This window comes from Synechococcus sp. R8-2 (genome assembly GCF_047461715.1).
Lineage (GTDB): Bacteria > Cyanobacteriota > Cyanobacteriia > Thermostichales > Thermostichaceae > Thermostichus.
This window is the reverse complement of sequence record NZ_JANSHQ010000123.1, coordinates 1-12,840: the sequence shown is the minus strand read 5'-3', so window position 1 is coordinate 12,840 and position 12,840 is coordinate 1. Positions and strand designations below refer to the sequence as shown.

Annotated in this window: 11 protein-coding genes and 1 pseudogene; 7 read left to right on the top strand and 5 right to left on the bottom strand. The window is 58.5% G+C overall.

All coding sequences use genetic code 11. From position 1 onward, the window contains the following. Positions 1 to 239: pseudogene (locus tag NW819_RS03475) on the top strand (ABC transporter ATP-binding protein); the annotation flags it as partial. On the opposite strand, the gene NW819_RS03470 reads toward NW819_RS03475, so the two are convergent. The 4 genes from NW819_RS03470 to hisG all read right to left on the bottom strand — a co-directional run bounded on the left by NW819_RS03470 (position 236) and on the right by hisG (position 4,463). Beyond that, positions 236 to 1,207 carry a GDP-L-fucose synthase family protein gene (locus NW819_RS03470; RefSeq protein ID WP_041436472.1) on the bottom strand — a complete coding sequence of 324 codons (972 nt, stop codon included), beginning with the start codon at positions 1,205 to 1,207 and terminating at the stop codon, positions 236 to 238. The pseudogene NW819_RS03475 and the gene NW819_RS03470 sit on opposite strands and share 4 nt — an antisense overlap. A gap of 97 nt (positions 1,208 to 1,304) precedes the next feature. Further along, on the bottom strand, positions 1,305 to 2,489 hold the full coding sequence (locus NW819_RS03465; RefSeq protein ID WP_414412896.1) for an NAD(P)/FAD-dependent oxidoreductase: 1,185 nt from the start codon (positions 2,487 to 2,489) through the stop codon (positions 1,305 to 1,307). Between the two features lie 363 nt (positions 2,490 to 2,852). Next, on the bottom strand, positions 2,853 to 3,647 hold the full coding sequence (locus NW819_RS03460; protein ID WP_414412895.1) for a photosystem II manganese-stabilizing polypeptide: 795 nt from the start codon (positions 3,645 to 3,647) through the stop codon (positions 2,853 to 2,855). A 108-nt stretch (positions 3,648 to 3,755) separates the two neighbouring features. After that, a complete protein-coding gene (gene hisG / locus NW819_RS03455; protein WP_011433162.1) occupies positions 3,756 to 4,463 on the bottom strand; it encodes an ATP phosphoribosyltransferase in 708 nt (235 codons plus the stop codon). A gap of 301 nt (positions 4,464 to 4,764) precedes the next feature. Between hisG and NW819_RS03450 the strand changes: the two genes are divergently transcribed. The 3 genes from NW819_RS03450 (at position 4,765) to NW819_RS03440 (ending at position 7,416) form a co-directional block, all read left to right on the top strand. After that, complete coding sequence (locus NW819_RS03450; protein WP_414329069.1) at positions 4,765 to 5,886, top strand: sugar phosphate nucleotidyltransferase; 1,122 nt, start codon at positions 4,765 to 4,767, stop codon at positions 5,884 to 5,886. Beyond that, positions 5,864 to 6,610 (top strand): GvpL/GvpF family gas vesicle protein, encoded by a 747-nt coding sequence (locus NW819_RS03445; RefSeq protein WP_414412894.1) that lies wholly within the window; start codon positions 5,864 to 5,866, stop codon positions 6,608 to 6,610. The genes NW819_RS03450 and NW819_RS03445 overlap by 23 nt, the downstream gene beginning before the upstream one ends. A gap of 143 nt (positions 6,611 to 6,753) precedes the next feature. Continuing rightward, a complete protein-coding gene (locus tag NW819_RS03440; RefSeq protein WP_414412893.1) occupies positions 6,754 to 7,416 on the top strand; it encodes a hypothetical protein in 663 nt (220 codons plus the stop codon). A gap of 88 nt (positions 7,417 to 7,504) precedes the next feature. Here NW819_RS03440 and NW819_RS03435 read toward each other — a convergent pair whose 3' ends face one another. Beyond that, positions 7,505 to 7,747, bottom strand: coding sequence for a hypothetical protein (locus NW819_RS03435; protein ID WP_414351871.1), 243 nt, complete (start codon positions 7,745 to 7,747; stop codon positions 7,505 to 7,507). 170 nt (positions 7,748 to 7,917) lie between these two features. Between NW819_RS03435 and pyk the strand changes: the two genes are divergently transcribed. From pyk to NW819_RS03420, 3 genes are all read left to right on the top strand, one after another. Then, positions 7,918 to 9,777 (top strand): pyruvate kinase, encoded by a 1,860-nt coding sequence (pyk, locus tag NW819_RS03430; protein WP_414412892.1) that lies wholly within the window; start codon positions 7,918 to 7,920, stop codon positions 9,775 to 9,777. Positions 9,778 to 9,915: 138 nt separating this feature from the next. Beyond that, positions 9,916 to 10,146, top strand: a complete 231-nt coding sequence (locus tag NW819_RS03425) for a DUF4327 family protein (protein ID WP_414412891.1) — start codon at positions 9,916 to 9,918, stop codon at positions 10,144 to 10,146. Between the two features lie 151 nt (positions 10,147 to 10,297). Continuing rightward, positions 10,298 to 12,580 (top strand): RelA/SpoT family protein, encoded by a 2,283-nt coding sequence (locus tag NW819_RS03420; protein WP_414412890.1) that lies wholly within the window; start codon positions 10,298 to 10,300, stop codon positions 12,578 to 12,580. Positions 12,581 to 12,840: the final 260 nt, after the last annotated feature.

Sequence of the window (12,840 nt, the reverse complement as noted above, 5' to 3'; positions counted from 1 at the left end):
AGCAGCGGGTGGCCATTGCCCGCGCCTTGGTTAGCCATCCCAAGCTGGTGCTGGCGGACGAGCCCACGGCAGCCCTAGATAGTAAGTCGGGCCGCGAGGTGGTGACCCTGATGGAGAAGCTGGCGCGGGAGCAGGGTTGCACCATCCTCATGGTGACCCACGACAACCGCATCCTGGACATTGCAGATCGGGTGCTGCACATGGAGGATGGCCGGCTGGAGAGCCAAGGGGTTGCCTAGCTTTGCCCAGAGCAGGCGTGGCGGCGGTACCAGTCGATGGTGCGCTGCAGCCCTTCCCGCAAGCCGACTTTGGCCACAAAACCCATCCTCTCTCGGGCCTTGGAGACATCCAGACAGCGGCGGGGTTGGCCATTGGGCTTGTCCGTTTGCCAGCGGATCTCTCCCCGGAACTCCATCAGCTCGCAGATGAGGGCAATCAGATCCCGGATGGAGATCTCTTCACCGGTGCCCAGGTTCAAGGGATCCGCCCCGTCGTAAAGCTGGGTGGCCATGACAATGCCGCGGGCCGCATCTTCAGCGTAGAAAAACTCGCGGGTGGGGCTGCCATCCCCCCACACTTCGACGTAGTTTTGGCCCCGTTGCTGCGCTTCGTGCACTTTGCGGATCAAGGCTGGGATGACGTGGGAGCTTTCGGGGTCGAAGTTGTCCATGGGGCCGTAGAGGTTCACCGGCAGGAGGTAGATGCCGTTGAAGCCGTACTGCTGCCGGTAGGCCTGCAGCTGCACCAGCAGGGCTTTCTTGGCGATGCCGTAGGGGGCGTTGGTCTCTTCCGGGTAGCCGTTCCAGAGATCCTCTTCCTTGAAGGGAACGGGGGTGAACTTGGGATAGGCGCAGATGGTGCCCACGCAGACAAACTTCTCCACCCCGGCCAGGTAGGCGGCGTGGATGAGCTGGGATCCCATGATGAGGTTGTCGTAGAAGAGTTCTGCCGGCTTGGCTTGGTTGAGGCCGATGCCACCCACGTGGGCGGCCAAATGGATGACGATATCTTGCCCTTGCACCACCTCTTGGCAGACTTCCCAACGGCGCAGATCCTGGGTGCGGGAGCGCGGGATGCGCACCTGCTCCGGCTTTACCCCCAGCACCTGCAACTGTTGCAGCACATGTTTGCCCAAAAAGCCGCTGCCCCCTGTGAGCAAAATGCGCTTCTGGCTGAGATCGACGGAGCTGGGCAAGCTGTTGGGCATAGATCCGACGCAGAGAACTTCCGGCTTTCATTATGCTGCAGACGGGATAGCCGTATTCCAGACTTGTTGGCGATGGTCATCGAGAATAGGCAAGGCATCAACTCAAAACCTGGGCAAACCGCGCCGGCGACAGAGCAGGGATCCATTCATCCGCTTGTCCATAGGCTTGTTGGGCGAAGCGACGGGCCAAAGCGGGCAGGATGGGCAGGGGGTTGCTGAAGCCGGAAAACAGTTGTAAGCCTTCCCAACCGGGCAGGGATCCCACCAGAGGCTGGTGATCGGCGCTGAAGGCCACCAAGCAGTGATACCACCGTCCGGGCAGGTGGGCCAACTTGGGCAGGTAGCGACCGGCTTGTGCCCGGATCTGGGCTTCGCTGGCGGCTGCATCCACCTCGGCATGGGGATCCGTCAATACCCGGCTGATCTGGCCCATGCGAATGCTGCCATCTACAAATTGCAGGATCCCGGCATCCAGAATCGGCGGGCAAAGCTCGTGCCCTGGCTCGTCCCAAAGGGGATCCCGATCGGGATGGGCGGCTTGTCGTTCCAGTTCCAAGCGTTGCACGGGCACGCTCATCACCAACGCTTTCAATTGCAAATCCGAGGGCTCCAGCTCCAGGGATTCGGCATGGGTGTAGTAGATGGGCACCCGGATTCCCGCTTGGCGCAACAGAGCCCGTGTCCAGCCGCCGGCGCACACCACCACCTGGCCTGCTCCGTAGCAGTCGGCTCCGGACTCTACGCCCGTGATGCGCGCTCCCTGCCGCCGCAGGGCCGTTGCTGTTGCGATCAAGAGGGATCCCCCCAATCGTTGAAAGGCTTTTTGAAAGGCCAGCGCCGTCAACAAGGGGTTGATGTGGCCATGCCGAGCCCAGAGGACTACTTCCAGAGCGGCCGGATCCAGCAGCGGCTCCAGCTCGCAGGCTGCCGCCACCGAAATCCGCCGGGGTGGGATGCGACAGTCGGCCAGATCCGCCTCAACGGCCTCTGCATCGTAGCCGGGGGCAATGGGCATGAGCAGGTCCAGCTCACGAAATTGAATATCTGCCTCCAGCTCTTCTGACAGGGTGCGGTAGCGTTGGATCCCTTCTTCCCCCAGAGCTTTGAGCAGCGGCGTTTTGCCCGCCCAATGGGCCAAGCCCCCGTAGCTGTAGCGGGTTGCCCCCTTCAGCACCGCTTCTTTCTCCACGAGGAGAACGGATCCCCCCTGGCGGGCCAGTTCATAGCTTAGGGCTGCCCCGGTAATCCCGCCACCGATCACGATCCAGTCGTAGTTGGCCATCGCTTCCCTCGTTGCCCTGAACCTCATCTTGCGGCAAAGTGGCTCCGTTCAGGGTAGCAAGCGCAGCAGAACTCGGATCCGCACTGGTGGCGGTACTGGCTGAAGCGGAACTCACAAAGGGCTTCCTTGAGTCCAGATTGAGAGTCCCCTTGGGTCCAGAGTCAACATAAAAGGCAGGTTAGTGGCATCGGCCATCTGCAAATGAACCTGTGGCGGCATCTGGCCCAGACTTTATCGCTGCACACTTCCCCAACGGGCAAACCCAGACAGACATAGTATCAACAGAAATAGGCAGGGATCGCCGGGATCTCTGCCCATCTCAAGCCCGAAATTGGATCTCTTCTCGGCTTTCCTCAAGCCTCTTCAAGACTCCTGCGCCAGGCGGGCGTAAAACAGGCCTTGAATGCGAACAGTGTGGGGTTCCATCGCCCCTTGCTCGGTGCTGGAAGGCTGAATGCTAACGAAGGATCCCGCCATTTCGCCAGTGCTGGGATCCACGCGAGCGATCCGCAGGGACATTTTCCCCTGGGAAACCTCGTCCACCTTGCGGTTGGTGGCAAAATCATCTTTGGCAGCCTGTAGACCTACCGCAGTGTCGTAGCCGGTGTTGGATCCCCGCCCGCGCGGGTCGAGGAAGGTGCTGCTGTGATAGCCGGGCACCAAGAACTCCCCTTCAAAATCGGTCGAAGGGTCAATGGCGGAGCCCTGGGCAGTGGCGACCAAGTCTTTCACGCTAAACAGAAACGGCACCAGCTCGCGGCGGGGCATTTGGCCGGTGGTCGGCTGAAAGGTGATCCCATCCACCACTTTGAGCTCCAGCGCACCGTCTTTGGGAGTCACCTCGGCTTTAATCGGCCCCAGAGTGGCCGCTGAGATCATGATGTTTTTGGCCTTGATGAACTCTTTCTCGCCGTTCCGCTTTTCCTCTTCCACCTCAATTTGCACCGGCTGGAAGCAGACATCCGTCAGCTTCAGGGATCCCCCCCTAGGCACTTCGATACGGCCCCGGGCATTGTCCGAGACCGAAGGGCAAATGGCGGCCTTGCCGGTGTTGCGGATCTGGTCATAGGTCAGCGGCGCCTTGGCAGCCTTAGCCGGAACAGCAAAGACGCTCAAACAAAGCGCCAACAGGATGGCGAGCAGTGGACGGTACCGCATAATCAACCTCGAAAAACCTTTTTTGAATCTGAACGCTGCTGGGGGAAATAAGCCCGAATGCCCCCATTGTACGCAATCGTGATCCCCCTCAGAGGAAGTGCCTCAAAATTAGCCACCCACCAACAGGGATCCCAGCCAGCGTTCCCGAATCTGGGTGATCAACTCGCGGATAGGCTGTTGGTTGACACGGTAGCTGATGGGATGGGCAATCAGGCGAGCTGTACTCTCGAATAGGCAGTCTCGCTCAATCAGGCCGTTTTCCCTCAGGGTGCGCCCTGTGGCTACCAAGTCGACGATGGCATCGGCCATGCCGGTGAGGGGGGCCAACTCCACCGAACCATAGAGAGAGATAAGCTCCACCGGCAAATCCAGGCGGTCAAAATACTCCCGGGCGCAGCCGACAAACTTAGATGCCACGCGGGCATGAGCAGGCAACTGAGCTGCCGAGTGGTAGGGGCTATCTTGGGGAAGGGCCACCGACATGCGACAGTGGCCAAATTGGAGATCCAACAGGTGGGCCACCCGCGCTTCGGTGCCGGCATAGCGCTCCCGCAAGACGTCGTAGCCGACAATGCCCAATTGCGCCTGCCCGTACTCCACGTACACCGGCACATCGTGCGTGCGCACCAGCAGCGCTTCGTAGCGTTGTCCGTTCAGCCGGGTGGGGGATTCAATCCGCAGCAGGCGATTGCCGGGATCCAAAAAACGGCTGAAATCGATCCCCACCTGCTGCAGGCATTGAATGGCCTCAGGCAGCAAGGCCCCCTTGGCCAGGGCAATCGTGATGGGTGGGCTGTCGGGACGGCCATCCAGCATCTTTTTCAGGATCTACTACATTTGTCTGATACATCCGTCTGAATCTTGGGCCAGGAGCAATCAATGTAAGAATGCTGGGATCCCCGTCTGCCGGGTGGAACTCTCAGGAGAGACGGGGCAAAACGAGGGGCTCAGGGGAAACCCTTGGCGAAATGCCCAGAAGAGCAAGCCCCCTTGATTGTAGGGGATCGGAATCCCAGCAGCGATTCCCCAGCCTCTTGAAAGCCCCGCCGGTTCTCTGGAATGCCGATCCTGGGATGATAAAGTCAGAGCACGGTTAGCCCGGAGGAGTGACGACGGCATGAAAGCCATGATCCTGGCAGCAGGCAAAGGCACGCGGGTACGGCCCATCACCTACATGATGCCGAAGCCGATGATCCCCATTTTGCACAAGCCTGTCATGGAATTTTTGGTGGAGCTGCTGCGGGAACACGGCTTCGACCAGATCATGGTCAACACCAGCCACTTGGCCCACCAAATCGAAGACTACTTTCGAGATGGGCAGCAATGGGGGGTTCACATCGGCTTTTCCTTCGAAGGCCATTTTGAGAACGGCCAGCCGGTGGCCGAACCTCTGGGCTCCGCTGGCGGTATGCGCAAGATCCAGGATTTCTCCGGATTTTTCGACAGTACCTTTGTGGTGCTCTGTGGGGATGCCCTGATCGACCTGAACCTCACGCAGATCGTCAACTTCCACAAATCCAAGGGAGCGCTGGCCACTGTGGTCCTGCGGCAGGTGGATCCCAGCCAGGTCTCCAGCTATGGGGTGGTAGTCACCGACGAGACGGGTCGCATCACTGCTTTCCAAGAAAAGCCTAGGCGGGAAGAGGCCCTCGGCCACACCATCAACACCGGCATCTATGTTTTCGAGCCGGAAGTGTTCGACTACATTCCCCCTGGCTGCCCCTACGACATCGGCAGCGATCTCTTCCCGGCCTTGGTGAAAGCGGGTGCCCCCTTTTATGGGATCACGGCTGACTTTCAGTGGGTGGACATTGGCCGCACCCACGACTACTGGCTGGCGGTGCAAAAAGTGCTGCGCGGCGAGATCAAGGGAGTCAAGGTGCCTGGGATCCAGATTCAACCCGGCGTATGGACGGGGATCAACATCCGCGCCAACTGGGATCGCATCCACATCGAGCCACCGGTCTACATCGGGGCCAGCAGCTATTTGGCGGACGGGGTCAAACTCATCGGCCCCACGGCAATTGGCTACGGATGTGTGTTGAATGAAGGGTGTACGCTGGATGGCAGCTTGATTTTTAACTACACCCAGATTGCGGCAGGCGTGACCCTACGCCACCAGATGGTGATGGGTCGCTACTGCATTTCCTCGGATGGCAATGCCATCGACACCGAAGAGTCCAACCTCACGTGGCTGATCGGAGATGCCCGCAGCAATGCCAACGGCAAATCCCCATAGCGCCCTCTACCTCTACGGGATCGTCGCTGCCCCTGGCCCGCGTCATCTGAGTGTGGTGGGGCTGGACAAGCAGCCGGTGCAGGTTCATGGGCTGGGATCCCTGGCCTTCTTGTACTCCCAGGCTCGACAGGAGCGCTACCTGGCCAGCCGGGCCAACTTGCTCGCCCATGAGGCCGTGCTGGAAAAAGTGATGAACGAGGGACACCGGGCTCTGCTGCCTCTGCAATTTGGCCTGGTGGTGAGCGGCTGGGAGCAGGTGGAACAGGACTTGGTGCAGCCCCGCTTGGCGGATCTGCTGGCTCTGCTGGAGCGCCTGGAGGGCAAGCGGGAGGTGGGAGTCAAAGTCTTCTGGGATCCCGAGCAGGAGCTCAAGCTGGGGCTAGAGGAAAACCCTGCCCTCAAAGCTCGGCGAGACGAAATGGCCGGCGCTCCTTTGGGATTGGACGCGGTAGTTGAGATCGGACGGGCTCTGGAGCAGCTCTTAGAGCAGCGACGTCAGCGCATTGCCCAGACCTTTACAGCAGCCCTCAGCCCCTTGGCCAGCGACCGCGTAGAAGGAGATCTGCTCACCGAAAACATGGCCTACAACGGCTCGTTTTTGATCAATTGGGAAGATGAGCCGGTTTTTGCCCAAAAAGTAGAGGAGCTAGACCAGACCTTCCAGGGGCGGCTGCGCATTCGCTACAACAACTTCACCGCTCCCTACAATTTCGTCAAACTTTGACACACTCAGCTGTATTGGGTCACTTCTCTACAAAAGACAAGAGGAGACCGCTCGGCTGAATGGTCGAAGGCAGGGATCCTTTTGGAAATCTGCTCAGGTATTGTGGGGATGGGCACTGCAGTGGCTAAGCCGAGGGAGACGGTATGGGGTTGCTTATTTTTATCTTGTTTTTAGCTCTGGCTGCCGGGATCTTGGCTCTAGCCCTTTACCACGAAAAGAAACGTCGAGAAGCTCTGGAGCGGGTAGCTGCACAGCTAGGAATGCGCTTTTCTGCCCAGTTGCCTGAAGAGATTCGATCTCGCTTGTTGCAAGCAGGCTTTGGACTGTTTGAACGAGGCCATGGGCGGCGTTTCTATAATTCGATGTCCAAGCGGCTGATCGATGGCACTGAGATTACCGTTTTTGATTACCAATACACCCGCGGCAGGGGCAAGAGTTCCAGCACTTATCGCCAGTCCGTCTTCTACGCCTATCACGAGGATCTTCATCTGCCGCGTTTTCGGCTGCACCCCGAAAATGCCTTTTTCCACGGCATCGCCAAAGCCTTTGGCATGCAAGATATCAACTTCGAGAGCCACCCTAAGTTTTCTCGGAGCTATCTCTTGCGAGGACAGGATGAAGCTCAAGTTCGGCTACGTTTTCATCCCGGCGTCCTCAGTTTTTTGGAGCAATATCCCAACTATTGTGCCGAAGGGGCCGGCGCCCACCTCATTCTCTGGCAGGATGACCGACAGGTGAATCCCGAAGGGATGGCAGAATGGATGCGCTTGGGGGAAGAGTTGACTCAACGGCTGCGGCGTAGGTAGTAGCAGAGCCTACGGCCCCCCGCCGCGAACGGTCAACCTCGGCCTAAACCTCACCCCAAGAGGGTGCGCTGCAATCTCAAGAACCTCTCTACTGAGCGCCGAGGGCCGCCAACAAATCATCTGCCAACAACACCGCCGTATAGACCAAAGCCTGTCGTTGCTCAGGAGACAAATCGCCGACGGGAGTCTGGGGATTGCTCACGATACCCTGCAGTACTCTGCTGGCTATGTATTCCCGCTTGGAAACCCCTGGGCTGGAGATGGTGGGGTTATCCAGAGAGAACTTCTGATGGTGCTCGAAGGGGAAGGCGTATTCGGGGGCAACCGGCATCGCTCGACTCCAGATGGATCTCTACACTCTGCTTTGCCTATTTTCCCATCCTCTCTCGCTGGGGATTTTAAAAAAGCGGTGCCTCAAAAAAGACATAACGGGTTATCGTAATCAGAGAGATCCCTATGTGGGGGAAGGATCTGGGCTGCTCTCCCTTGGGAACAGTGGACATGCATTTGAGGGATTCTTTTCGACGCACCAAAATTGTTGCCACCATCGGCCCTGCCAGCTCAAATCCAGCCATTCTCAGGGAGATGATCCTGCAAGGGGCAACCACCCTTCGCCTGAACTTCTCCCATGGGGATCACGAGCTACACCGCCGCAGCATTCGCCTGATCCGCCAAACCGCGATGGATCTGGGCATCCAGGTCGCCATCTTGCAAGACCTGCAGGGGCCCAAAATCCGCTTGGGCAAGTTCGCCGAAGGCTCGATCACCCTCAAGGCAGGGGATCCCTTTGTGTTGACCAGTAAGCCCGTCTTGGGATCCCAAGAGCGCAGTTGGGTCACCTACGACAAGCTGGCCCAAGAAGTGCCCGAAGGAGCGACGATCCTCATCGACGATGGTCGAGTGGAGATGCGGGTGGAAGCCGTGGATCCGGAAGCGGGCGAACTCTTCTGCCGCACCATTGTCGGGGGTACCCTCTCCAACAACAAGGGGGTCAATTTCCCCGGTGTGCGCCTGAGCATCCGCGCCGTGACCCCAAAGGATAAAGAAGATCTCTACTTCGGCCTCAACCAAGGGGTGGATTGGGTGGCCCTCAGCTTTGTGCGGGATCCCTCTGATGTGCTGGAGCTGCGGGAGCTCATTGCCTCTGCCAAACGGCCTTCTTCGGGCTCAGCCGACAAGCGGGTACCCATCATCGTCAAGATCGAGAAACACGAGGCCATTGAACAGCTGCCCCAGATTTTGGCCCTCAGCGACGGTGTGATGGTGGCGCGGGGAGATCTGGGGGTAGAGCTGCCTGCGGAAGAGGTGCCGATCCTGCAGAAGCGGGTGATCGCCCTGGCCAACTCCCTGGGGATCCCGGTAATTACGGCCACCCAAATGCTGGACAGCATGGTGCACAGCCCCCGGCCTACCCGTGCCGAAATCTCCGATGTGGCCAACGCCATTTTGGATGGCACCGATGCCGTCATGCTCTCCAACGAGACGGCTGTGGGCAAATACCCCGTCGAGGCCGTTGCCACCATGGCCCGCATTGCCGTGCGCACCGAGCGCGATTACTTTGACCTGACCTCCGCCGACCGACGACAACGCCTTCGCGCCTTTGCCATGCAGGAGCTGAGCCAAAACAACGGCAACAGTCCTGCCGGGATGCGGCCCAAAACCCTGATCACCGACTCGATCAGCCGCGCCGTGGGGGAGATCGCCCAAGAGTTGGATGCTGTAGCCGTGATGACCCTGACCAAAACAGGGGCTACTGCTCGCAATGTCTCTAAGTTTCGCCCCCGCACTCCCATCCTAGCCGTAACCCCCCATGTGGAAGTGGCACGGCGGCTGCAGTTGGTTTGGGGGGTACATCCGCTGTTGGTTATGGATTTGGCCACCACCCGCCAGACCTTTCAAGCGGCCATCAGCTTGGCTCAGGAAGATGGCTTGCTCAAGGATGGCGACTTGGTGGTGCTCAGTGCAGGAACCCTGCCAGGCGTTGCGGGATCCACCGATCTGATCAAGGTGGATGTGGTGAAAGCGGTGGTGGCTCAAGGCAAAGGGTTTGGCAAGGGCATTGTCAGCGGCCCGGCCCGCATCCTGAGATCCAGCCTCGATGCCGGCAAAATCACCGCCGGGGACATTTTGGTTGCGCAATCCACCGACGCCAACTATGTGGAGGCCATCAAACAGGCAGCCGGCGTGATTACCGAAGAAGAGGGAGCCTCCTCTCATGCAGCAGTCATTGGCCTGCGGCTGGGGGTGCCGGTGCTGGTGGGGGTCAAGGATGCTACCCGCTTAATCCGGGATGGATCTATCGTCACTCTGAACCCAGAAAAAGGCATAGTGACCGCAGGAGCCGATGGCTTGGGCTTTTAAGCGGGCCTTAAGGTTGCCTGCAATACAAACTTGTATCTCTTGCTACGAAACGAGACCCAGTTCTATGATGGGGGTAGCGAGGCAAGATTTTCCCTGACCCTTCGGTGCGTCCCATCCATTCCACGTGTAGGTTAAGCTATGCCCACTTTACAAGCCACCCACTATGCGGTTGAGGCCATCCAGGAGGAAGCTCGTCGCCTTGTCCGGCAGGGGGTCTTGCGCCGCTCCGAAGCCATTGCCCACCTGCAACCCTTTTTCCCGCAGCGGGAGTGGCAGGCGATTGCCCAAGAGCTGGAGCTGCAAGACTACTGCCCCTCGGATCCCCTCTGCGATTTAATCGGCGACTGCGAGGAGTGGGGCGAAGACTAAGCCTCGATCTGCCGAGGATGGCAAGCGGTCGGCGTTGGCAGACAGCCAATGCCTCTTTTTATTCCAGCCGTTTTTTCCTCCTCTAATCTGTCGGCGGCTAAGCTGGATGAACTATAGTCAGTAATTAAACATCCCTTTTCGCCGGGTTCGCATGGGTCAGACGGCTGTCATTGCCACCTCAGATAGAGGTCTCGACTTGAATAGCCTCGGTTTTGAGGTGCCAGGGTGGCTGCGTGCTCTGCTTTCCGGTGCCGAGGATCCCGGCGATGGGTTGCGGCCCTACACGGCTGAAGAAGCCGATCTGCTGCGCCGTGCCTTTGAGTTTTCTTACTGTTTGCATCAGGGCCAAAAACGCAAATCGGGGGATCCCTACATTGCCCATCCGGTAGCCGTGGCTACTCTCCTGCGGGAGCTGGGGGGAGATGCGGTGACGGTGGCAGCTGGCCTTTTGCACGATGTTATTGAGGATACAGAAGTTACCCCAGAAGCCCTGGAAGCTGAATTCGGCTCTGAAGTTCGCCTACTGGTAGAAGGAGTTACCAAACTCTCTAAGTTCAATTTCTCCAGCAAAACCGAGCAGCAAGCGGAAAATTTCCGCCGCATGTTTGTGGCCATGGCCAAAGATATTCGAGTCATCGTGGTCAAGCTGGCGGATCGCTTACACAACATGCGCACGCTGCAGTATCTCTCCCCCAGTAAGCAACGGCAAATTGCAGCCGAAACCATGGAAATTTTCGCCCCTTTGGCCAACCGGCTGGGGATCTGGCATTTCAAATGGGAACTGGAAGACTTGGCTTTTAAGTATCTGGACTACGAGGCTTACCGGAAGATTCAGGAATTGGTCAACGCCAAGCGCGCCGAGCGAGAGGCCGAGATCCAAGCTTTTATCGAAGAGCTGCGGCAGAACCTTCTTCAAGCGGGACTGGAACGCTTTGAGATCAGCGGACGGCCCAAACATTTGTACAGCATCTATCGCAAGATGCAGCAGCAGCACAAAGAATTTCACGAGATTTACGATCTCTCGGCAGTGCGGGTGATCGTGCATACCAACAGCGAGTGCTATCGGGTGCTGGCAGTCGTTCACAACTGCTTTCGCCCCATCCCCGGGCGTTTCAAAGACTACATTGGCTTGCCCAAGGCCAATCGCTACCAATCTTTGCACACGGCAGTGATCGGCCTGCAGGGACGACCGGTGGAGGTGCAGATTCGTACCGAAGAGATGCACCGCGTGGCTGAGTACGGGATCGCCGCCCACTGGAAGTACAAGGAGGCCGGCAGCACCACTGTCAAGCCCGACGAGGAGCGCTTCACCTGGCTGCGACAGCTGTTGGAGTGGCAAAACGACCTCAAAGATGACAAGGAGTATCTGGACACCCTTCGCGAGAACCTGTTTGAGAGCGAGGTTTACGTCTTTACGCCCAAGGGGGACTTGCTGGCTCTGCCCCAGGGATCCTGTCCGGTGGACTTCGCCTATCGCATCCACTCCGAAATTGGGGATCACTGTGCAGGAGCGCGGGTAAACAACAAGATCGTGCCCCTGGATACCCGCCTGCGCAACGGCGACATTGTGCAGATCATCACGCACAAAAATGCCCATCCCAGCCTGGACTGGATCAATTTCGTTGCCACCAGCTCTGCCCGCAATCGCATTCGCCAATGGTTTAAGCGCTCCAATCGCGAGCAAAACATCGCGCGGGGCCGGCATTTGCTGGAGCGGGAGCTGGGCAAAACGGGCTTTGATGCCCTGCTCAAATCAGAGCGGATGCAGAAGGTAGCCGAAAAGCTCAACTACGCCAGTGTAGAGGATTTGTTAGCCGCTCTGGGTTATGGTGAGACAACCCCCACGCTGGTGATCCATCGGCTGCAGGAGGTCAGCAGGCCGGCAGTATCTGCTCCCACAGAGGAGGAATCGCTTGAGGGATCCAAGCTGTTGTTGCCACGGGCTTCTGCGGCTCCCAGTTCTATCAAATCCCAATCTCCCATTCTGGGGGTGGAGGGTCTGAAACACCAGTTGGCCAAGTGTTGTAATCCGCTGCCGGGGGATCCGATTTTGGGCGTAGTCACCCGCTTTAAGGGTATTAGTATCCACCATCAGGACTGTCCACGGGTGGCTCAGGTTTCGGGGGAACGCCTGGTGCCAGTACGCTGGAACGAAGAGCAACTGCGGCAGAGCACCCAGATCTACCCGGTAGAACTGCATCTGGAGGTTATCGACCGCGTCGGGGTGCTGCGGGACATCCTTTCCCGCCTATCGGATCAAGGCATTAATGTTCGCAATGCTAAGGTACAAACTTTTGCCAACCGCACCGCCCTGATCGATCTCTGTATCGATGTACGTGATAAGAAACAGCTCACCCAGGTTCAAAGTCAACTGCGCCAGCTTTCTGACGTGATCGTGCTGCGCTCCCGCCATCACCAAAACGGATCCCGTTGACCTACGCCTGGCCCTTCGCGGGTACGGACTCTAGACCGCATCCCTATTGCGACTCGCTCCTGCAGCAGCCCAATTTTGGGTCAGGCGCTGTCCCATCCTCATCCTGACCTCCTTTGCCGCTTCTGGTGCGCAGAGCACTTTCCCGCTCCTCTGGGGTCTTGCCAAAAATCCCGTGTCAGCTTACAGGTGGCCAGGCAAGGCCGACAAGCCCAGAGCAATATCCCAGGCTTTCTTCGACAGCCTGTGGAAAACCTGTGGAA

What these genes read in the sequence shown, in the direction of transcription:
- NW819_RS03420 (WP_414412890.1), top strand. Translation starts at nt 10,298, where the DNA reads ATGGGTCAGACGGCTGTCATTGCCACCTCAGATAGAGGTCTCGACTTG.
- pyk (WP_414412892.1), top strand. Translation starts at nt 7,918, where the DNA reads ATGCATTTGAGGGATTCTTTTCGACGCACCAAAATTGTTGCCACCATC.
- NW819_RS03450 (WP_414329069.1), top strand. Translation starts at nt 4,765, where the DNA reads ATGAAAGCCATGATCCTGGCAGCAGGCAAAGGCACGCGGGTACGGCCC.
- NW819_RS03460 (WP_414412895.1), bottom strand. Translation starts at nt 3,647, where the DNA reads ATGCGGTACCGTCCACTGCTCGCCATCCTGTTGGCGCTTTGTTTGAGC.
- hisG (WP_011433162.1), bottom strand. Translation starts at nt 4,463, where the DNA reads ATGCTGGATGGCCGTCCCGACAGCCCACCCATCACGATTGCCCTGGCC.
- NW819_RS03470 (WP_041436472.1), bottom strand. Translation starts at nt 1,207, where the DNA reads ATGCCCAACAGCTTGCCCAGCTCCGTCGATCTCAGCCAGAAGCGCATT.
- NW819_RS03440 (WP_414412893.1), top strand. Translation starts at nt 6,754, where the DNA reads ATGGGGTTGCTTATTTTTATCTTGTTTTTAGCTCTGGCTGCCGGGATC.
- NW819_RS03465 (WP_414412896.1), bottom strand. Translation starts at nt 2,489, where the DNA reads ATGGCCAACTACGACTGGATCGTGATCGGTGGCGGGATTACCGGGGCA.
- NW819_RS03425 (WP_414412891.1), top strand. Translation starts at nt 9,916, where the DNA reads ATGCCCACTTTACAAGCCACCCACTATGCGGTTGAGGCCATCCAGGAG.
- NW819_RS03435 (WP_414351871.1), bottom strand. Translation starts at nt 7,747, where the DNA reads ATGCCGGTTGCCCCCGAATACGCCTTCCCCTTCGAGCACCATCAGAAG.
- NW819_RS03445 (WP_414412894.1), top strand. Translation starts at nt 5,864, where the DNA reads ATGCCAACGGCAAATCCCCATAGCGCCCTCTACCTCTACGGGATCGTC.